This is a genomic window from Acidovorax sp. GW101-11A03, assembly GCF_059424825.1.
The window spans coordinates 74,805-95,038 of the sequence record NZ_JBWKZU010000003.1; the positions used below are offsets into that span (position 1 = coordinate 74,805).

The following is a 20,234-nucleotide window of genomic DNA, read 5'->3' on the forward strand; positions in this document are numbered from 1 at the left end:
GCGAAATGGGGGGCTTCACCGCATTGTGGAGCGTTTGTAATTTTTTGTACAAGCATTTTGCTGGGCGGCGCGGGTAAGATCCCGCCCTGCGCGGACGCAAGCCGCGCCCGGGCCTGCGGACAGGGTGCAACCCACTTGCCTACTGACTCCTTGAGTTGTTGTTTTCCCCCTTTGTGCTGCCGGAACTGCAGGCCGTCGGCGTCCGATGCACGGAGGTACTCGTGAAACGTCTTCCCCCCCGGCCCGACCTGGGCCATCTCAAGAAACAAGCCAAAACCCTGCTGGCCGAGGCCCGCGCAGGCGATGCCGCCGCACTGGCGCGCCTGGCGCCGCTGGCCTTGCCCGCAGGCACCGACCTGCGCCTGCACCATGCGCAGTGGTGCCTGGCGCGTGAGCATGGCTTTGCCTCGTGGCCACAGTTCCAGGCCTTTGTGCTGGCGCGCCGTGCGCTGGCAGACGACCCCGCACGCGCCGTGCTGCTGTGGCTGCGGCTGGTCTACGCAGGCGACATCGCCGGTGGCAACCACACGGCGCGGCCCGCGCTGGCCGAGCAGCTCTGGGCCGAGGGCGCCGTGCCGCAGGCGGAGCAGGACATCTGGCTGGCCTGTGCCGTGGGCGATGTGGCCCGGCTGCGCGATCAGGTGGCGCGCGAAACCGCCTGGGTGCACCAGCCCGGCGGGCCGCTGCAGCTGCCGCCGCTGCTCGCCGTCACCCATTCCAGCCTGGCGCGGCTGCCCGCGTTTGCCGACCGGCTGCAGGCCTGCGTGGCCCTGTTGCTGGAGGCAGGCGCCGATGCGAACCAGCGCGTGGGCAACCGCTGGCCGCCCGCATCGCTGCAGGCGCCCGATGCCGCGCACCCGCTGTCGGCCCTGTACGGCGCGGCCGGTGCCCAGCACCACGCGGGCATCACCCGGCTGCTGCTGGATGCGGGCGCCAGCCCCAACGATGGCGAGTCGCTGTACCACGCGCTGGGCAGCCTGGAGTGCACGCGGCTGCTGCTGCAGGCCGGTGCGCGCGTGCCGGGCACCAATGCGCTGCACCGCGTGCTGGACCTGGACGACCTGCCTGCACTGCAGCTGCTGCTGGCCCATGGCGCCGACCCCAACGAACCCCTGGGCGGCAGCGCCCCCGGCGCCGCGCCGCTGCTGTGGGCGCTGCGCCGCCGCCGGTCGCTGGCGCATGTGCAGGCGCTGGTCGCCGCAGGGGCAGATCCACAAGTGTGCACGGCCGAAGGCACGCCCGCGCACCTGCAGGCGCTGCGCTACGGCTTGCCGGATGTGGCGGCTTTTTTGCGTGGCGTGCTGGGCGTGGCAGCGCCTCCCGCCGACGAGCGTTTTGTAGCGGCCTGTGCGCAAGGCGACGAAGCCCAGGCGCGCGCACTGCTGGCCGCGCAGCCTGGCCTGGTGCAGGGCTTGTTGCCCGCCCATCAGCGCCTGCTGCCCGAGCTGGCCGCGCAGCCGGACTGCGGCGATGCCGTGCGGATCATGGTGCGTCTGGGCTGGCCTATCGACACGCCGGGTGGCGACTGGGCGGGCACGGCGCTGCACCATGCCATCTTCCGGGGCGATGCGGCGCTCACCCGCTTTGTGCTGGAGCATGGCGCGCGCTGGCAGGCGCAGCACGGTTTTGAGGACAACGCCTGCGGTGCGCTCGCCTGGGGTTCCATCAACACACCGGAGCCAGGCGGCGACTGGGCAGGCTGCGCACAGGCGTTGCTGGACCACGGTCTGCCCCCCGCTGCGCCGGACTCGAATGGGTCGGATGCCGTCTGGCTCGATGGCCGCCTGATGCACTTTTCGGACGAGGTGACGGACTGCCTGCTGGCGGCGGCAGAACTGCCGGTGCAGTCCGCGCAGCCCGTGCAGTAACCCCAGAAGGACCAACGCCCCGCATCCTGTCGGCGCGGGGCGTTGTGGCGTGGATGGAAAAGCGTGCCGCTACACCACGCCCTGGGCCCGCAGCGCGGCAATGCGCGCCGCATCCAGTCCCATCTCTGCAAGCACTTCATCGGTGTGCTGCCCCAGCGCAGGCGGCGCATTGCGCAGCACGGGCGGCGTGGCCGACAGGCGCAGCGGGCTGGCCACGCCGGTGATCTGCTGCACCTTGTCGGTGGCGGCCTCGCCGTCCTTCCAGCGCGGCAGCGTCACGGCCAGGCCCCGGGCCTGCACCTGCGCGTCGTCAAACGCCTGGGCAATGGTGTTGATGGGGCCGCAGGGCACGGCCTTGTCTTCCAGCAGCGTGATCCAGTCGGCTGTGGTGCGCGTGCGGGTCACGGCCTCCATGGCGGGAATCAGCGCGGTGCGGTTTTGCACGCGCAGGGTGTTGGTCGCAAAACGCCGGTCGCTGGCCCACTGGGGCTGCTCGGCGGCGGTGCAAAAGCGCTGGAACTGGCCGTCGTTGCCAATGGCCAGCAGCATGTTGCCGTCGGCGGTTGGGAAGTCCTGGTAGGGCGCCAAGCTCGGGTGGCTGTTGCCCATGCGGCCGGGCGCCTTGCCGGTGGCAAGGAAGCCCGAGGCCTGGTTGGCCAGCACGGCCATACCCACGTCGAGCAGCGCCATGTCGATGTGCTGGCCCTGGCCCGTGCCGTTCACCGCGTTGTCGCGCACGTGCAGTGCGGCCAGGATGGCGTTGCTGGCGTACAGGCCGGTGAACAGGTCGATGACGGCCACGCCCACGCGCATCGGGCCGCCGCCGGGCTGGTTGTCTGCCTGGCCGGTGATGCTCATCAGGCCCGTCATGGCCTGCACCATCAGGTCGTAGCCTGCGCGCTCGGCGTAAGGCCCGTCTTGTCCAAAGCCGGTGACGGAGCAGTAGATGAGGCGCGGGTTGAGTGCGCGCAGGCTCTCATGGTCCAGGCCGTACTGCTTGAGGCCACCGACCTTGAAGTTCTCCACCACGATGTCCGCCTCTTGCGCCATCTGCTTGATAAGCGCCTGCCCGTCGGGCGAGGCCATGTCGATGGTGACGGAACGCTTGTTGCGGTTGCAGGCGGTGTAGTAGCTGGCCTGGTTGGTGTCGTTGCCCTCGGCGTCTTTCAAGAAGGGCGGACCCCACTGGCGCGTGTCGTCGCCCACGCCGGGGCGCTCCACCTTGACCACATCCGCGCCCAAGTCGGCCAGCACCTGGGTGCACCAGGGCCCGGCCAGCACGCGGGAGAGGTCGAGCACCTTGATGCCTGCGAGGGCGCCAGCGTTGGAGGGGGAGGTGGTCATGGTTTTGATGAACTATGAATTTGATAGCTGCCAGCGCTTATCCAATAAGCGCTAGCGACCTAAAGTACTGGGAATTTGCGGCGATGCGCCCTGAACGCCCCCTCTCCCCTCGCGGGAGAGGGTTGGGGAGAGGGGCGATGAGGCATAACGTATGCGTCGCTGCCTCCTCTCCCCTTGCCCCTCTCCCGCGAGGGGAGAGGGGAGTTCCATACCTCAGTTGGCAAACGCAGCAATGCCCGTCTGCGCACGGCCCAAAATCAGCGCGTGCACATCGTGCGTGCCTTCGTAGGTGTTCACCACTTCCAGGTTCACCAGGTGGCGGGCCACGCCAAACTCGTCGCTGATGCCGTTGCCGCCCATCATGTCGCGGGCCAGGCGGGCAATGTCCAGCGCCTTGCCGCAGCTGTTGCGCTTGATGATGGAGGTGCCTTCCACGCTGGCCGTGCCCGCGTCCTTCATGCGGCCAAACTGCAGGCAGGCCTGCAGGCCGATGGCGATCTCGGTCTGCATGTCAGCCAGCTTCTTCTGGATGAGCTGGTTGGCGGCCAGGGGGCGGCCGAACTGCTTGCGGTCCAGCGTGTACTGGCGGGCGGTGTGCCAGCAGAACTCGGCCGCACCCAGGGCGCCCCAGGCGATGCCGTAGCGCGCGCTGTTCAGGCAGGTGAACGGGCCCTTCAGACCTTGCACTTCAGGGAAGGCGTTTTCTTCTGGCACGAACACGTCGTCCATCACGATCTCGCCGGTGATGGAGGCGCGCAGGCCCACCTTGCCGTGGATGGCGGGGGCTGTCAGGCCCTTCATGCCCTTCTCCAGAACGAAGCCGCGAATCGGGCCGACCGCGCCGCCTTCGGACACTTCCTTGGCCCAGACCACGAACACGTCGGCCACAGGGCTGTTGGTGATCCACATCTTGCTGCCTTTGAGCTTGTAGCCACCATCGACCTTGTAGGCGCGCGTGGCCATGCTGCCGGGGTCAGAGCCGTGGTCGGGCTCGGTCAGGCCAAAGCAGCCGATCCACTCGCCGCTGGCGAGTTTGGGCAGGTACTTCTGGCGCTGGGCTTCGCTGCCGAATTCATAAATGGGCACCATCACCAGCGAGCTTTGCACGCTGGCCATCGAGCGGTAGCCTGAATCCACACGCTCTACTTCGCGGGCGATCAGGCCGTAGGCCACATAGCTCAGGCCGGGGCCGCCGTATTGCTCGGGGATGGTGGGGCCCAAGAGGCCCACTTCGCCCATCTCGCGGAAGATGCTCACGTCCATCTTTTCGTGGCGGAAGGCGTCCAGCACGCGGGGTGCCAGCTTGTCCTGGCAATACGCTGCGGCGGCGTCGCGAATGGCGCGCTCGTCGTCGGTCAGTTGCTGGCTCAGGAGGAAAGGGTCATCCCATTGAAAAGCGGCGTGGGCCATGTGTGTCTCCAGGTCGGAAAGGGGGTGAGGAAAAAACGAATCTGGGGCGCATCGTAGGCCTGGGGGCAGTGGCCTGCAAGCGAGTTCTTTTCATCCAGACATGCGTTTATGGAATGTATGGAATACTTGCCGCAGCTAGCTTCAAGGGCTGGTGGCTTCTTCACAAGTTCCTCTTCATCATGCGACGCAACATTCCATCGACCCAAGCCCTGGCCTGTTTTGAAGTCGCCGCCCGCCACGAGAGCTACACCCGCGCCGCGCAGGAGCTGTCGCTCACGCAAAGCGCTGTGTCGCGCCAGATCCAGGCGCTGGAAGAGTTTTTGGGCGTGGCGCTGTTTCGCCGCACGCGCCACGGCGTGGTGCTGACGCCCGCCGGAGCGCACTACGGCCGCCAGGTGGCGCGCTGGCTGCAGGGGCTAGAGCGCGACACGCTCGATGTGATGGCCCACCAGGGCGAGGGCGGCACGATCACGCTGGCGGCGGTGCCCACCTTTGCCACGCGCTGGCTCATACCGCGCCTGCCGCAGCTGGCACAGGCGCACCCCGACATCGTGGTGCACATCGACACGCAGACACGGCCTTTTCTGTTTGCCGACACCACGTTTGATGCCGCGCTGTATGCGGGCACGCCCGAGCAGGTGAGCAACTGGCCCGGCGTGCAGGCGCAACTGCTGATGCACGAAGATGTGGTGCCCGTGTGTGCCCCGCGCCTGCTCGAATCGGCCGCGCCCCGGGGCCGGGGCCGCGCCCACCAGCCCGTGGCGGCCGAGGCGCTGGCCGAGCTGCCGCTGCTGCAGCAAAGCACGCGCCCGTATGGCTGGCGGCAGTGGTTTGATGCGATGGGGGTGGATGCGCCGCACGCGCTGGATGGCCCGCGCTACGAGCTGTTCTCCATGCTCGCCGTGGCCGCCACGCATGGCATGGGTGTGGCGCTGATACCGCCCCTGCTGATCGAGGCCGAACTCGCCAGCGGCGAGCTGGTGGTGGCCTGCAACCGTCCCCTGCGCGGCGAGCGTGCCTACTACCTCATCAGCCCCGCGCAGGCCCAGCCGCCGGTGCTGGCCACCTTTGCGCGCTGGTTGCAGCACATGGCCGAAGCGGGTGGTGCCCCGGTTGCGGGATGACGCGCTTGCATTGCCCCTGGCGCTGAACTAATCTGGTTGCGCGGAAGTCAGTCTTTCTTTCACCAACCCCGTTGGAGAGCGACCACCATGACCACCTACCACGCTCCGCATTTCGATCCCACCGTGGACGAGATCGCAACCCTCAAGCAACTTGAGATGGGCGAAGTCATCACGCTGCCCCACGCGCTCAAGGACCATGTTTCCGGGCGCCTGCTGGAGTGGGGGTTTGTCACCAAGGGACCTGGGGGAGAGCTGTCCATCACGGCCAGCGGCCGCCAATTGATTCGGCGGCAGGACAACTAGGTTTTTTGCGGGGGCGGTCCTCAACCGCCCGGCCCTGCCTTTGGCAGCGCCCGTTCTCTGCCGGATATCACCCGCCCATCAGCCGCCGCAGCCAGGACTTTGGTTTTTCCAGATCGGCCAGGGTTTCGGCGCAGGTCTCTGCGCTGCTGGTTTGCCCCTCCAGCGTGTACAGGTGCTGGGCTTTGAGCAGCAGGGCCCGCGCTTCTTCCTTCTTGCCCAGCCGGCCCAGCGCCTTGCCCCGGCCCCAGTGGCAATAGGGCACGCTGATGCCCCGCGCAATCAACTGTTCAAACCGCTGCGCGGCCTGCGCATGGTCTCCGGCGTCGAGCAGCGCGGTGGCGTAGTTCAGGGCCACGGTGCCGTCGTCGGGGTGGGAGGCGCACCAGGCGTCGAACACCTGCAGCGCCTCCTTGGTGCGGTCCAACGCCAGCAGCGCACGCGCACGGTGCTCGCGAGGCGCCCACTGCGCGGGCTGCAGTGCCATGGCGACCTCTGCCACGGCCAATGCGCGCGTGGCCTCGCCCTTGTTGGGGCGTCCGTTGTGCAGCAGGCAGAAGGCCAGGTTGTTGTGGGCGCGGTAGCTTTCGGGGTCGTCGGCGATGGCTTGCTCGAAATAGGGGCGGGCGGCGTCAAGCTCGCCCATGTTCTTGAGCGTGGCGCCCAGCAGGTTGGTCAGGAACTCACCCTGCAGCTCCTGCGCCTGCTCCATCGCCCGCAGGGGCTGGAGTGCGGCGGGGTAGTCGGCGCGGTCGAAATGGATCGTGGCCTCCAGCACCCGGTGCTGCGTGGATGTGGGATCTGCCTGTTTCAGGCGCTGCAGGTCTGCCAGCGCGGCATCCAGCTGCTCCAGGTCGCGGTAGCAGCGGGCGCGGCCAGCGCGGGGCCAGTCCCAGTCGGGTTCGCGCTCAAGCAGGTCGCTCCACTCGTCGATGGCGTCCTGGTAGCGGTCCAGCTTCTCCAGGCAGGCCGCCCGGTTGTGCTGCACGTTGTTGATGCGCCCCATCTTCTGGCGCGCAATGTCCAGAAACTCGATGGCTTTCCTGGGGCTCTTTTTCATCAGCAGCGTGCCCAGGTTGTATTCGATGGCCATGTGGTAGCTGTGCATGGGCACCTGCGCCGCGCGGATCAGGGCAATGGCCTCGTCCTCGCGGCCCAGCTCGCACAACACCTGCATCAGCAGGTTGTGCGCGCGAAAACTTGCGGGGTGGGCCTGGCAGGCCTGCCGGTAGCAGGCGGCGGCTTCTTCGGGCGCGTCTAGCGCCTTGTGGACCTTGCCCAGCGTGATCAGCGTGTCCAGGTGCGTGGGGTGGGTAGCCAGCACCTGTCGCCCCAGGGTCAGTGCCTCCTGCAGCGCGGCCCCGCCTTCGGCGTGTGCAAGCAGGCAGCGCACCCAGGCATTGCCCCAGTGTGCGGCGTCCAGTGCCTGGGCCGCCTGCAGGTCGCTGCGCGCGGCCTCTGCATCTTCCAGCCGCAAGTGGATGCGAGCGCGGGCCTGCAGGGCCTCGCAGGCCGTTGGAAAGCTCTGGACGATGGAGTCCGCCAGCTCCAGGTCGTGGTCGTCGATGTCGTCGGCCGCCATGAGGGTGGCCAGCAGTTGGTGAAGCTCGCCCGTTGCGGGTGTGGCGGTGGTGGTCATGGCGATGGAGTTCCCTCTCGGATGGGCGTGGCGCTGAGTGCATCCCTTGGGTCGCAGCCCCTGGCCCGGGGGGGGAAGGGGTTGTGTAAGGGGGCGAATTCAGCGTTCCCTGGTAGTTGGTCTTGTGCTCTGGGCGCGGCAAGGTGGCGCGCGCTGTTTATAGAGGCTGTTGGCCCGTCGCAGCCCGCCCGAGGGCCTGGATTGGTAAGCAGATGTTTTGCGCCCCCTGTTTTGGCGAGGGCCTGGCGGGTGCGGTTGCGGGGCGGCGCACAGTGCCCAATTCAGTGGCATCTGCCGGGGTATTCGCGAGGGCAGGGCAGCCGCCGGGTTCTCGCTCTATCCTGCGGCCTTCTTTGCGAGGTCTGCGCATGTTTCCTCTTCGCACCACCCTGGGTGTGGTTGGCTTGGTGTTGGCCGGCCTGCTGATGGCGGGCTGCAGCACCGTGAAGCTGGCCTACAACCAAGCCCCACAGCTGCTGTCGTGGCAGCTCAACCGGTACCTGGACCTGACGCAGCCGCAGGCCGAGCGGGTGCGCGACGAGCTGGCCGATCTGCACCGCTGGCACCGCGACATCCTGCTGCCCGAGCACGCCGGGCTGCTGCAAAAGCTGCGCCAGCAGCTGCCCGCCCCCATGTCCGCCGAGCAGGCCTGCCGCGCCTATACCGACCTGCGAACCCAGATCGACCAGCTGCTGGCCCGGGCCGAGCCCTCGCTGGTGTGGCTGGCCTCGGACCTGAGCGAGTCCCAGATCCGCAGCCTGCAGAAAAAGCAGGCCGACAGCAATGCCGACTGGAAAAAAGAGTGGCTGGACCTGCCCCCGGACAAGCTGCGCGAGCACCGCTACCAGCTGCTGCTGTCGCGCACCCAAGACTTCTACGGCACCCTGCAAGAGCCCCAGAAGGCCGCGCTGCGCAGCTACATTGCCCAGTCATCCTTTGACCCGCAGCGCACCTATGCCGAGCGCCAACGCCGCCAGCAAGACCTGGTGCAGGTGCTGCGCAAGATCGCCGCAGAGCGCGGCAACACCGAGCAGGCCCGCACCCTGCTGCGCGGCTACCTGGCCCGCCTCAACACATCCCCCGATGCCGCCTACCAGCGCTACGCCGCCACGCTGGTGGACGAAGGCTGCGCCGGGTTTGCACTGGTGCACAGCGCCATGACCCCCGCCCAGCGCCTGCAGGCTGTGGCCTCCATCGGGGCCTACGAGCAGGACTTCATCGCCCTGGCGGCGCAGCGCGTGGCGCCCTGACTGGGTGCAGCCAGGGTGGCAACCGGGCAACAAACCGATGGCATTGCCCGCCCATTGGAGGGATCATCGGGGCTCTTGGCACCTGCAGGAGACCCCCATGAACCAGGCTGTCTATCTGAAGCTCAAGGGCATCGTGATCCAGGACCTCATCAAAAACCCGCGCCGCGTGTCGTTTCACGAGCGGGAACTCAAGAGCGAAGGGCTGACGCCGGAGTACCGGCGCGCTGTGGAAGAGGCGCTGGAGGAGTTGCGCGCTGCGCAGCGGCGCAGGGGGTAGACACCCAGGCCAATAAAAAAGTCCGCAAGAGGCAGTGCTCTTGCGGACTTGTTCGTGGTGCCCGGGGCCGGAATCGAACCGGCACGCCTTGCGGCGGGGGATTTTGAGTCCCCTGCGTCTACCAATTTCACCACCCGGGCTGGAATTCGTGAAGCCCCAAATTATGGCACAGTAGGGCGCATGAAATATCCGACGATTGAAGACGCGGTGGGCAACACGCCGCTGGTGGCGCTGCAGCGCATTGGGGCGCAGGACAACGCGGCGCGTGGCAATGTGGTGCTGGGCAAGCTGGAGGGCAACAACCCGGCGGGTTCGGTCAAGGACAGGCCCGCGCTGTCGATGATCCGCCGCGCCGAGGAGCGGGGCGACATCCGGCCCGGCGACACGCTGATCGAGGCCACGTCGGGCAACACCGGCATTGCGCTGGCGATGGCCGCAGCCATCAAGGGCTATCGCATGGTGCTGGTGATGCCCGAGGATTTGTCCATCGAGCGTGCGCAGACCATGAAGGCCTTTGGCGCGGAGCTGGTGCTCACGCCCAAGAGCGGTGGCATGGAGCACGCCCGCGACCTGGCCGAGGCCATGCAAAAACGTGGCGAGGGCAAGGTGCTGGACCAGTTTGCCAACCCCGACAACCCGCGCATCCATTACGAAACCACGGGCCCCGAGATCTGGGAGCAGACCGGTGGGCGCATCACCCACTTTGTGAGCGCGATGGGCACCACGGGCACGATCACGGGCGTGTCGCGGTTCCTCAAAGAGAAGAACCCCGGCATCCAGATCATTGGTGCGCAGCCTGAAGAAGGCTCGCGCATTCCGGGCATCCGCAAGTGGCCGCAGGAGTATCTGCCCAAGATTTACGACGCCAGCACCGTGGACGAGCTGGTGTATGTGAGCCAGGACAACGCCGAAGACATGTGCCGCCGTCTGGCGCGCGAAGAGGGCATCTTTGCTGGCATCTCGGCCGCCGGTGCGTGCTGGGTGGCGCGGCAGATTGCCGCGCGCGAGAGCAACGCCACCATCGTGTTTGTGGTGTGTGACCGGGGCGACCGGTATCTGTCCACCGGCGTGTTCCCGGCGTGAAGCAAGGCCCTGGCCACACGCCGCCGGGGCTGAGAAGATGAAAAAAAAATGGCCGCTTGCGCGCGATGAATAAGCGCTGGTAGCTATCAAAATAATAGTAATTCATGCACTACGAAGTTCGCCACTGCACCCACTGCGGCACCGCGCTGCAGCCCATCACCCTGGCCGAAGACGGTGGCGACAAGGAGCGCCTGCGCTGCCCCGCCTGCGGCTGGACCCACTGGAACAACCCCACGCCGGTGCTGGCCGCGATTGTGGAGGTGGACGGCAAGGTGCTGCTGGCGCGCAACGCGGCCTGGCCCGTCAAGATGTTTGCGCTGATCACCGGCTTCATGGAGGCGGGCGAGTCGCCCCAGGAGGGCATTGCGCGCGAGGTGAAGGAAGAAACCAACCTTGATGTGCAGGCCACCACGCTGGTGGGCGCGTATGAGTTCCTGCGCATGAACCAGATCATCATTGCCTACCACGTGGTGGCCACGGGGCAAGTCAAACTGTCGCCCGAGCTGGTTGACTACCGGTTTTACGACCTGCATGAACTCAAATGCTGGCCTGCGGGCACGGGCTACGCGCTGGCCGACTGGCTGCGCACGCGGGGGCACGAGCCCGTGTTCTTCACGGCAGAGGAAAATGAGGAGCGCCGCCGAGGCCTGAACCTGCCGCCCAAGGACTAGAAGAGAACCACACCATGGACATCCACAAAGAAATCGACACCCGGGGCCTGAACTGCCCCCTGCCCATCCTCAAGGCCAAGAAGGCACTGTCTGACATGGCCAGCGGCCAGCTGCTCAAGGTGGTGGCCACCGACAGCGGCTCGCTGCGCGACTTCCAGGCGTTTGCCAAGCAGACGGGCAACGAGCTGGTGGAGCAGCAGACGGTGGGTGAGGAGTTCATCCACGTCCTGCGTCGGCGCTAGTCCATAAGATAAACAAAAAAATGGCCAAAAAAATAGCTGCCAGCGCGCACTGGGCAAGCGCTGGCAGCTATTGATTTAGAAGCGCTTGAGGCGCTCCCAGCGTAGGTTGGGGCTGTGGCTTACAGCGCCAGGCCTTTCAGATACTCCCGGAAGTGCGCGCCCACCTGCGGGTGCTGCAAGGCCAGTTCCACGGTCGCTTCCAAAAAACCTTCCTTGCTGCCGCAGTCATAGCGCTTGCCCTGGTACTGGAAGGCGTACACGGCTTCGTGCTGCATCAGGCGGGCGATGCCGTCGGTGAGCTGGATCTCCCCGCCCACGCCGCGTGGCTGGTTGCGGATCTCGTCGAACACACCGGGCGTGAGGATGTAGCGGCCTGCCACGCCCATGCGCGAGGGGGCGACATCGGCCTTGGGCTTTTCCACAATGCGTTCAATGCGGATCAGCGGGCCGCCTGCGGGCTCGCCCGCCACGATGCCGTACTTGTGCACCTGGTCTTCCGGCACTTCCTGCACGGCAATGACCGAGCGGCCTTGCTGGCGGAAGGCGGTGGCCATCTGGGCCAGCACGGGCTGGCCGCCGGGGGGGCCGACCATCAGGTCATCGGCCAGCAGCACGGCAAAGGGTTCCTTGCCCACCAGGGGCTCGGCGCACAGCACAGCGTGGCCCAGTCCCAACGAGCGGGGCTGGCGCACAAAGGCGCAGTCCATGTCGTCGGGCTGGATGGAGCGCACCAGGGCCAGCAGTTCCTTCTTGTTGGCGGCTTCCAGCTCGGCCTCCAGCTCATACGCCGTGTCGAAATGGTCTTCGATGGCGCGCTTGCTGCGGCCGGTCACGAAGATCATGTGGCGGATGCCAGCGGCATAGGCTTCTTCCACGGCGTACTGGATCAGCGGCTTGTCCACCACGGGCAGCATCTCCTTGGGCGATGCCTTGGTGGCGGGCAAAAAGCGCGTGCCCAGGCCGGCAACGGGGAAAACGGCCTTGCGGACGGTGGTGGCAACAGTCATGGGTCTCCTTGATGGCGGGGTGTGGTGTGTTGTTGTCGTCGCGGTTATGCAAGTGTCAGGCCAGGGGATGACTGGCCCGTGTCCTTTTTCAGCCCAGGCGGCCCAGCTGGTCGCGCAGGCGGGTCAGCGTGGCGCCAAAGTCGGCGATGCGCTTCTTCTCCTGGTCGATCACGGCCGGTGGCGCCTTGGCCACAAAGGCTTCGTTCGAGAGCTTGTTGTTGGCCTTGGTGATTTCGCCCTCGATGCGGGCGATTTCCTTGGACAGACGGGCCTTCTCGGCGGCCACGTCGATCTCCATGTACAGCGCCAGGCGGGCCTCGCCCACCACGGCCACGGGCGCGGCCTGTGCGGCGGCGGCCCAGGCGGCCTCGTCGTCAAACACCTTGACCTCGCTGAGCTTGGCCAGCGCCTGCAGCACCGGAGCCACGCCGCGCATGAAGTCGGTGTCGCCCACGGTGTACAGGGGCAGGCGGGTGGAGGGGGACACGTTCATCTCGCCACGCAGTGCGCGGCAAGCGTCCACCAGCCCCTTCACGCGGCCCATGTGGGCAATCGCGGCTTCGTCGATCTTTTCCAGCTGGGCCTGCGGATAGCGGGCGATGCTGACCGACTCGCCGGGGATGCCCGCCACGGGTGCCACCACCTGCCATAGGGCTTCGGTGATGAACGGGATGATGGGGTGGGCCAGGCGCAGGATGGCTTCCAGCGTGCGGATCAGCGTGCGGCGGGTGGCACGTTGCTGCGCCTCGGTGCCGTTCTGGATCTGCACCTTGGCGATCTCCAGGTACCAGTCGCAGTACTCGTTCCAGACAAAGTCGTAGATCGTGTTGGCTACGTTGTCCAGGCGGTACTCTTCAAAGCCCTTGGCCACCTCGGCCTCGGTCTTTTGCAGCAGCGAGGTGATCCAGCGGTCGGCCTGGCTGAACTGCATGTACCCGTGGGCGCTGCCGCCGGGCTGGCATTCTTCCTTGGTGTGCTCTTTCAGGCCGCAGTCCTGGCCTTCGCAGTTCATCAGCACAAAGCGGCTGGCGTTCCAGAGCTTGTTGCAGAAGTTGCGGTAGCCCTCGCAGCGTTTGCTGTCGAAGTTGATGCTGCGGCCCAGCGATGCGAGCGCGGCAAACGTGAAGCGCAGCGCATCGGCACCGTAGGCCGGAATGCCCTCGGGGAATTCCTTTTGCGTGTTCTTGCGCACGGTGGGCGCGGTCTCGGGCTTGCGCAGGCCGGTGGTGCGCTTGTCCAGCAGCGGCTCCAGCGCAATGCCGTCGATCAGGTCCACCGGGTCGAGCACGTTGCCTTCGGACTTGGACATCTTCTTGCCCTGCGCGTCGCGCACCAGGCCGTGGATGTACACATGCTTGAACGGCACGCGGCCCGTGAAGTGCGTGGTCATCATGATCATCCGGGCGACCCAGAAGAAGATGATGTCGTAGCCCGTGACCAGCACGGTGCTGGGCAGGTACAGGTTGAAGTCGTCGGTTTCGGTGGTGCCTTGGTTCGGCCAGCCCATGGTGCTGAAGGGCACGAGGGCGGAGGAGTACCAGGTGTCGAGCACGTCTTCGTCGCGGCGCAGCGTCTTGCCTGGGGCCTTGGCTTGGGCCTCGGCCTCGTTGCGGGCCACGATCACGTTGCCGTCTTCGTCGTACCAGGCCGGAATCTGGTGGCCCCACCACAGCTGGCGGCTGATGCACCAGTCCTGGATGTTGTTCATCCACTGGTTGTAGGTGTTCACCCAGTTTTCGGGCACAAAGGTCACCTCGCCGCTGGCCACGGCGTCGATGGCCTTTTGCGCAATGCTCTTGCCGGTGGGGTCCTGGTCGGACGCCTTGCTCATGGCCACAAACCACTGGTCGGTCAGCATGGGCTCGACCACCTGGCCGGTGCGGGTGCAGATGGGCACCATGAGCTTGTGCTTCTTCACCTCGACCAGTGCGCCGATGGCTTCCAGGTCGGCCACCACGGCCTTGCGGGCCACGAAGCGGTCCATGCCTTGGTACTTGGCGGGGGCGTTCTCGTTGATGGTGGCCTGCAGCGTCAGCACCACGATCATCGGCAGCTTGTGGCGCTGGCCCACGGCGTAGTCGTTCTGGTCGTGCGCGGGGGTGACCTTCACCACACCGGTACCAAATTCCTTGTCCACGTACTCGTCGGCGATCACCGGGATCTGGCGGTCGCACAGCGGCAGGTTGACCATCTTGCCGATGAGGTGGGTGTAGCGTGCATCCTCCGGGTGCACCATCAGCGCCACGTCGCCCAGCATGGTTTCAGGCCGGGTGGTGGCCACCGTCAGGCTGCCCGATCCATCGGCCAGCGGGTAGGCGATGTGCCACAGCGAGCCGTCTTTTTCTTCGCTCTCGACTTCCAGGTCCGACACGGCGGACTGCAGCTTCGGGTCCCAGTTCACCAGGCGCTTGCCGCGGTAGATCAGGCCTTGTTCGTACAGCTTCACGAAGGTGTCGGTCACCACGGCGCTGAGCTTGTCGTCCATGGTGAAGTATTCGCGGCTCCAGTCCACGCTGTCGCCCATGCGGCGCATCTGGGTGGTGATGGTGTTGCCGGACTTTTCCTTCCACTCCCACACCTTGCTCACGAAGTTCTTGCGCGCCTCGGGCGGGGTGGGGCCCATGTCGTAGCGGCTGATGCCTTGCTCTTGCAGCTGGCGCTCCACCACGATCTGCGTGGCAATGCCGGCGTGGTCGGTGCCTGGCACCCAGACGGTGTTGAAGCCGCGCATGCGGTGGTAGCGCGTGAGGCTGTCCATGATCGTCTGGTTGAACGCATGGCCCATGTGCAGCGTGCCTGTCACGTTGGGGGGCGGCAGCTGGATCGAGAACGCGGGCTCGCCCGCTTGCGGCGCGCCCGTGCCACGGTGGCCTGCGGTGCCATATCCGCGCCTTTCCCATTCGGGGCCCCAGTGGGCTTCCAGTGCGGCAGGTTCAAAGGACTTGGACAGGCTGTCGAGGCCGGGTTGTGCTTGGGGCGTGCTCATGGGGTTTGGCAGAAGGAAGAGGCGGGCACAGGGCGCGCCTCAACGGTCAAGAGGGTGGACCGGGCATTTTACGGGAGTGTCGGCGGGTGCCTGGCGGCCTTTTCTCCTCGTCCAGGTCCCTCCGGCGTTCCGCCTGTCGGGCATTTCTCGCCAATTGTTACCTTGTCGCTCGACCGGGCCGCCGGGGCATCTTGATAATCCCGCCCGGTGGAGCAAGAGGGCCTTCGGAGAGGGAGGCTTGGCTCCATGCTTCGCCCGGGTCAAAAACATATAACCAATCGGTCCCACCCATGCATCTTTCCTCCGCACTTCGCGCGGGCCTTGCCAAGGTCTTTGTTTACGCGCTGCTCGCACTTTTTCTTATCCCGGCGTTGACCTTGGGGTTCAGCGTCTACGCACAGCGCGATCAGGACGCCGATTTTGTGGCCGACGTGGTCCAGCGCATCGACGCCGAAAAGGCCATGCCGCTGGCCGAGAAGCAGGCGCGCAAGGACTACTTCCGCAGCAACCCGCCGTCCACCATTTGCGACAACCACTCGGCCGAGGCCCAGGAGTACCGCGAGGCGCTGTGCGAGCGGTTTTCTGACGTGTGGCAGTTCCACATGGCGCACAAGGTGTCGTTCTGGACCCTGGTGGCCAGCGGCGTGCTGCTGGTGGTGGTGCTGGGCCTGGGGGCGCTGGCATTTGCCGACCGCACGCTGCAGTACAGCAGCTTTGTGGCGGGCTGGCGCCTGACCACCTGGGCCAGTGCCGCCGCGCTGGTGGTGCAGGGGGCGATGGCCGTGTGGCTGTCGTTCTGGGTCACGGCGTTCTTCTTTCACAAGTATTCGCCCAAGTTCATCATCATCGTGGGGCTGGCCGTGGCGGCGGGCGTGTTTGTGGCGGTGGCGGGGATCTTCAAGCGTGTGCAGTCTGACAACCATGCCGTGGGCGAGCTGGTGTCTGAAGACGATGCGCCCCTGCTGTGGAAGCGCATCCGCCACATGGCGCGCCGCCTCAAGACCGACCCGCCGCAGCACATCGTGGCGGGCATCGACGCCAACTTTTTTGTGACCGAGGCGCCGCTCACTGTGGGCCAGCAGACGCTCGCGGGCCGCACGCTGTTTGTCAGCCTGCCGCTGCTGCGCATCCTCGACCAGACCGAAGCCGACGCGGTGTTTGGCCACGAGCTGGCCCACCTGCGCGGCGGCGACACCCAGAGCAGCGCGCGGCTGGGCCCGAAGCTGGTGCAGTTTGACCATTACCGGCACGCGGTCCGCAGCGGCGGGCTGTCGGCCGTGGTGTCACCGGTGCTGGATCTGTTCCGCACCATCTTCGAATTTGCCCTGGCGCGCGACAGCCGGGAGCGCGAGTTCAAGGCCGACCGCATTGCCGCCAAGCTCATCTCGCCCGTCGCCATTGCGCAGTCGCTGGTCAAGATCGCGGCCTACGCGCAGTACCGTTTCAAGATCGAGGCCGAACTGTTTGGCCGCAACGAGCGGTACGACACCACCACGCTCGGCATCGCCCGCTTTGTGGCCCAGGGGCTGGCGCCCTACGCGGCGTCTGACGATTTTCTGGAGGCGATGAAGACGGCCAACGTGCCCCACCCGTTTGACACGCACCCCGCCATGCCCGAGCGCCTGCGCAATGTGGGCATGGCGCTGAAGGAGCGCGACTACGGCGCCATCGCCGTGCGCGCGCCCGCTGCCACCTGGGTGCAGGAGATTTTGACGGCCGACGCGATCGAGCAGCGCCTGTGGAGCGACTACGAACAGCAGTTTGCGCAGGACCATGAGCGCAGCCTGGCCTACCGCTACGAGCCCGCCACCGACGAAGAGCGCGCCCTGGTGCTGCGCTACTTTCCGCCCGTGGTGTTTGCACTCAAGGGGCAGAACACGGTGGAGGTCAGCATCGATGGCATACGCACCTCGGCCGACGAGACCACGGTGTTCTGGGACGCCATCAAGGCGCTGGAATTCAAGGAAAGCAGCCTTGGCAATGCGCTGGTCGTGACGCATCCCGAGAAGAACGCGCTGGGGCTGGGCGCCAAGACCAGCAAGATCAAGCTGTCCGGCCTCACCAAGGAAAAAGACCAGTTCAATGCCGTGGTGGGAGCGTACTGGCAGCGGCACCAGATCATGCGGGCGCAGCAACAGCCGCAACAGCAGTAACAACAGCCGCCGCATTCAGCGGCAGCGCCGCAGCGCCAACAGCAGTCGCTATTAAATGTATAGCTAAAGACGCTTGATAGCCGCGCGGTAGCGGCCATTTTTTCCCATTTTTCTGGGGCTGGCGTCATGTTCCACCCTGCGCGAGGGTGGTGGAACGTGGTGGGGTCAGGGCCAGTCAGCCCTTGACGAACTCTGGACGGTCGTTCTGCTGTGGCTTCAGCGGCGCGGCCACCTTGCCTTCGGCGCGTTCCTTGCGCCATTGCTCCTTGCGGGCCGTCCACTCGGCCAGGCGGGCGTGGGCCACGGTGCTGTCCTTGGCCATCTGTTCTTCGTTGGCCAGCTGGGCCGACAGCTCCAGGCGGATGCCGTTCGGGTCGAAGAAGTAGATGCTGTGGAAGATGTGGTGGTCGGTCACGCCCAGCACCTCGATGCCGTGGGCTTCCAGGCGCCGCTTGGTGTTCTCCAGCTCCTGCACCGTGTCCACACGGAAGGCGATGTGGTTGACCCACAGCGGCGTGTTGGGCGAGGGCTCGGCCTTCACGTCGTCGCCCAGGTCGAAGAAGGCGATGAACGAGCCGTCCTTCAGGCGGAAGAAGAAGTGCGTGTACGGGCAGTATTCGCCCGTGCTGGGCACGTAGTCGCTCTGGATGATGTGGTACAGCGGCAGGCCCAGGATGTCTTCGTAGAACTGGCGCGTCTCCTCGGCATCACGCGCCTTGTAGGCGTAGTGGTGCAGCTGCTGGATGGGCGCGGGCGGGGGCAGGGTGGCCAGGTCAGGCTTCTTCAGGGCAGCGTTCATGCGGAGTCTCCTCAAATTGATGTCTGTAATTCTACTATTCGTAATTGATTTACGTTAAGTTAATTTTCATAAGGGCGTGATTGCGGTAAATTCCGCACTCGTCCTTCTTTGCCCTGAGGTATTCGTCCGATGCGCCTGTAAGCCCCCCCAAGCCTTTCCTTCCTGCTGGCCCCGTGCCAGGTCAGGCGGTTGTATGTCTTGTCTGGAGTGCTTTGCATGGCGAAATCTTCATCCTGGGGCGACTACGCCCATCGCAGCCGCAGCGCTGCTGCCGCTTCGGCGGCTGCCTTTCCTTTTCATTCTTCCCGGCCTTCAGGGCCTGCTCTCTGCGGCGCTGCGCCCGTTGCGGGCCCGTCTGTTCTCCAGTTCCACGATGTGACCTGGAACCTGCCCAGCGGTGACGCGCTGTGGGCGCAGCCGCTGAACATGGCTGTGGGGCCGGGGATGACCGGTCTGGTGGGCGCCAATGGCAGCGGCAAAAGTGTTTTCTTGCAACTTGCGCAGCGCACGCTGATCCCCGCAAGCGGGGCGGTGCGGGGCCACCCGGCCCTGCACGCGGTGGCGCAGGAAGTGAATGCAGCGCCCTCGGCCACGGTGGCCGACGTCGCGGGCCTGGGGCCGGTGCTGGAGGCCTTGGTGCGGCTGGAGGCGGGATTGGGCACGCCCGATGACCTGGTGCTTGCCGACGGACGGTGGGATGTGCCGTTGCGTTGGCAGCAGGCGCTGGTTGCGCTGGGGTTGGGCCACCTGCCCCAGGGTCATGCAGCGCAACGGCTCAGCGGCGGCGAGCGCATGCGCGTGGCGCTGGCAGGGGCATTTCTGTCGGGCGCCGATCTGCTGGTGCTGGATGAGCCGACCAACCACCTGGACCGCCCTGGCAGGCGCTGGTTGATGGAAGCGCTGGCGCAGTGGCCCGGCGCCGTGCTGGTGGCCAGCCACGACCGTGAATTGTTGGGCATGGCGCACCACATCGCTGCGTTGTCGGCAGCGGGGCTGCAGCGTTACGGCGGGGACTGGACCTTGTACCAGGCACAGCGCCAGGCCGAGGCCGCTGCCGCCCAGGCCGCGCTGGACCACGCACGCACTGAGCGCGAGCGGGGCCTGCGGGCGCTGCAGCGCGAGCACGATGCCCAGCAGAGCCGCGCCGCGCGGGGGCGCGAGGCCGGCCGCACGGCCAACCAGGCGTCCGTCCTGCTGGACCGCAAGAAGAACAATGCCCAGGTCCATGCGGGCCGGGAGCATGAGCGCCAGCGGCGGGAGCGCCTGCGGCTGAACGGTGCGGTGCGTGAGGCCGCTCAGCGTGTTCCTGCGGGGGGCGATACGGCGCTGGTGCTGCCCCAAAGCGCCGTACCTGCGGGCAAGCAGGTGCTGGCGTTCGAGCAAGTGCATGTGCCGCATGCGCCGCCCGGCTTTCCTCCGCTCCATGGAGTCTGGAATGGGCCCATCCGCATCGCCATCACCGGGCCCAACGGCTGCGGCAAAAGCAGCCTGCTGCGCACCATTGCCAACTCTGCGTTGGCCACTGCGGGGCGGGTGTTGCGGGGTGTGCGGGCCGCCTGGCTGGACCAGCACAACGCCGACCTGCTTCCACCCCAGCACGGTGTGCTGGCGCGCCTGCAGGCGCTCGGCACGCCCCTGCCCGAAGCGGCGCTGCGCACGCATCTGGCGCAGCTTGGCCTGGGTGCGGACAAAGTGCAGCGGCCTGCGGGCGTACTCAGCGGCGGAGAGCGCATCAAGGCCGCCCTGGCCTGCGCCCTGTGGTCGGGCGAGCCCGCGCAAATGCTGCTGCTCGACGAGCCCACCAACCACCTGGATGTGGAAACCATCGAAGCGCTGCAGTCCGCCTTGCAAGCCTTCACGGGCGCGCTGGTCGTGGTGTCGCACGACGTCACCTTCCTGCGTGCGCTTGGGCCTCATGTGGTGTGGGCCTGGCAGCCGCAAGGCTGGAACCTGGATGCCACGCTGGACGCTGCCTGACGCTCCCGGCGAAGTGCGCGTGCATGAAAAAGCCACCCGCTGCGTGAACGCAGGGGTGGCCTGTGGGTTTGGCGCGCAGCAGCCGCCCTTCCGGGGCGAGTAGC

At 66.5% G+C, this 20,234-nt stretch carries 17 protein-coding genes and 1 tRNA gene; 11 read left to right on the top strand and 7 right to left on the bottom strand.

Annotated features, from left to right (window positions below):
• Positions 1-221: 221 nt before the first annotated feature.
• The gene (locus tag AC07Z7_RS02465; RefSeq protein ID WP_494765207.1) at positions 222-1,868 is read left to right on the top strand and encodes an ankyrin repeat domain-containing protein; all 1,647 of its coding nucleotides are present in this window, start codon (positions 222-224) and stop codon (positions 1,866-1,868) included.
• A 69-nt stretch (positions 1,869-1,937) separates the two neighbouring features.
• Here the strand turns inward: AC07Z7_RS02465 and AC07Z7_RS02470 are convergent, their stop codons facing one another.
• Entirely contained in the window at positions 1,938-3,212 is a 1,275-nt protein-coding gene (locus AC07Z7_RS02470; RefSeq protein WP_494765208.1) for a CaiB/BaiF CoA transferase family protein, read from the bottom strand.
• A gap of 213 nt (positions 3,213-3,425) precedes the next feature.
• Positions 3,426-4,622: an acyl-CoA dehydrogenase gene (locus AC07Z7_RS02475; protein WP_015015345.1), complete on the bottom strand. Its 1,197-nt coding sequence runs from the start codon at positions 4,620-4,622 to the stop codon at positions 3,426-3,428.
• 179 nt (positions 4,623-4,801) lie between these two features.
• Here AC07Z7_RS02475 and AC07Z7_RS02480 point away from each other — a divergent pair, with 179 nt between their 5' ends.
• Together AC07Z7_RS02480 and AC07Z7_RS02485 are read left to right on the top strand one after the other, a co-directional pair.
• A complete protein-coding gene (locus tag AC07Z7_RS02480; protein ID WP_094288591.1) occupies positions 4,802-5,746 on the top strand; it encodes a LysR family transcriptional regulator in 945 nt (314 codons plus the stop codon).
• Between the two features lie 87 nt (positions 5,747-5,833).
• Positions 5,834-6,049, top strand: a complete 216-nt coding sequence (locus tag AC07Z7_RS02485; protein ID WP_094288254.1) for a hypothetical protein — start codon at positions 5,834-5,836, stop codon at positions 6,047-6,049.
• 67 nt (positions 6,050-6,116) lie between these two features.
• Here the strand turns inward: AC07Z7_RS02485 and AC07Z7_RS02490 are convergent, their stop codons facing one another.
• Positions 6,117-7,685: a tetratricopeptide repeat protein gene (locus tag AC07Z7_RS02490; RefSeq protein ID WP_494765209.1), complete on the bottom strand. Its 1,569-nt coding sequence runs from the start codon at positions 7,683-7,685 to the stop codon at positions 6,117-6,119.
• 368 nt (positions 7,686-8,053) lie between these two features.
• Between AC07Z7_RS02490 and AC07Z7_RS02495 the strand changes: the two genes are divergently transcribed.
• Together AC07Z7_RS02495 and AC07Z7_RS02500 are read left to right on the top strand one after the other, a co-directional pair.
• A complete protein-coding gene (locus AC07Z7_RS02495) occupies positions 8,054-8,935 on the top strand; it encodes a DUF6279 family lipoprotein (protein WP_494765210.1) in 882 nt (293 codons plus the stop codon).
• Between the two features lie 97 nt (positions 8,936-9,032).
• Positions 9,033-9,212, top strand: coding sequence for a hypothetical protein (locus AC07Z7_RS02500; protein WP_094288260.1), 180 nt, complete (start codon positions 9,033-9,035; stop codon positions 9,210-9,212).
• A gap of 55 nt (positions 9,213-9,267) precedes the next feature.
• On the opposite strand, the gene AC07Z7_RS02505 is transcribed toward AC07Z7_RS02500, so the two are convergent.
• Positions 9,268-9,352 (bottom strand) — tRNA-Leu (locus tag AC07Z7_RS02505).
• A 40-nt stretch (positions 9,353-9,392) separates the two neighbouring features.
• Between AC07Z7_RS02505 and cysM the strand changes: the two genes are divergently transcribed.
• The 3 genes from cysM to AC07Z7_RS02520 all read left to right on the top strand — a co-directional run bounded on the left by cysM (position 9,393) and on the right by AC07Z7_RS02520 (position 11,208).
• Positions 9,393-10,295 (top strand): cysteine synthase CysM, encoded by a 903-nt coding sequence (cysM, locus tag AC07Z7_RS02510; RefSeq protein ID WP_494765211.1) that lies wholly within the window; start codon positions 9,393-9,395, stop codon positions 10,293-10,295.
• Positions 10,296-10,399: 104 nt separating this feature from the next.
• Positions 10,400-10,966, top strand: a complete 567-nt coding sequence (locus tag AC07Z7_RS02515; RefSeq protein WP_094288390.1) for an NUDIX domain-containing protein — start codon at positions 10,400-10,402, stop codon at positions 10,964-10,966.
• Between the two features lie 14 nt (positions 10,967-10,980).
• Positions 10,981-11,208, top strand: coding sequence for a sulfurtransferase TusA family protein (locus AC07Z7_RS02520; RefSeq protein ID WP_226444765.1), 228 nt, complete (start codon positions 10,981-10,983; stop codon positions 11,206-11,208).
• Positions 11,209-11,327: 119 nt separating this feature from the next.
• On the opposite strand, the gene galU is transcribed toward AC07Z7_RS02520, so the two are convergent.
• A complete protein-coding gene (gene galU / locus AC07Z7_RS02525; protein WP_108616641.1) occupies positions 11,328-12,215 on the bottom strand; it encodes a UTP--glucose-1-phosphate uridylyltransferase GalU in 888 nt (295 codons plus the stop codon).
• Positions 12,216-12,303: 88 nt separating this feature from the next.
• On the bottom strand, positions 12,304-15,201 hold the full coding sequence (locus AC07Z7_RS02530; protein WP_494765212.1) for a valine--tRNA ligase: 2,898 nt from the start codon (positions 15,199-15,201) through the stop codon (positions 12,304-12,306).
• Between the two features lie 290 nt (positions 15,202-15,491).
• Here AC07Z7_RS02530 and AC07Z7_RS02535 point away from each other — a divergent pair, with 290 nt between their 5' ends.
• Entirely contained in the window at positions 15,492-17,354 is a 1,863-nt protein-coding gene (locus tag AC07Z7_RS02535; RefSeq protein ID WP_494765213.1) for a M48 family metallopeptidase, read from the top strand.
• A 175-nt stretch (positions 17,355-17,529) separates the two neighbouring features.
• On the opposite strand, the gene AC07Z7_RS02540 is transcribed toward AC07Z7_RS02535, so the two are convergent.
• The gene (locus AC07Z7_RS02540) at positions 17,530-18,153 is read right to left on the bottom strand and encodes a VOC family protein (protein ID WP_094288400.1); all 624 of its coding nucleotides are present in this window, start codon (positions 18,151-18,153) and stop codon (positions 17,530-17,532) included.
• Between the two features lie 375 nt (positions 18,154-18,528).
• On the opposite strand from AC07Z7_RS02540, the gene AC07Z7_RS02545 reads away from it, so the two are divergent.
• Together AC07Z7_RS02545 and AC07Z7_RS02550 are read left to right on the top strand one after the other, a co-directional pair.
• Positions 18,529-20,130, top strand: coding sequence for an ABC-F family ATP-binding cassette domain-containing protein (locus AC07Z7_RS02545; RefSeq protein WP_494765214.1), 1,602 nt, complete (start codon positions 18,529-18,531; stop codon positions 20,128-20,130).
• Complete coding sequence (locus AC07Z7_RS02550) at positions 20,108-20,233, top strand: hypothetical protein (protein WP_494765215.1); 126 nt, start codon at positions 20,108-20,110, stop codon at positions 20,231-20,233. Before AC07Z7_RS02545 ends, AC07Z7_RS02550 begins: the two co-directional genes overlap by 23 nt.
• The last annotated feature ends 1 nt before the right edge of the window (position 20,234 follow it).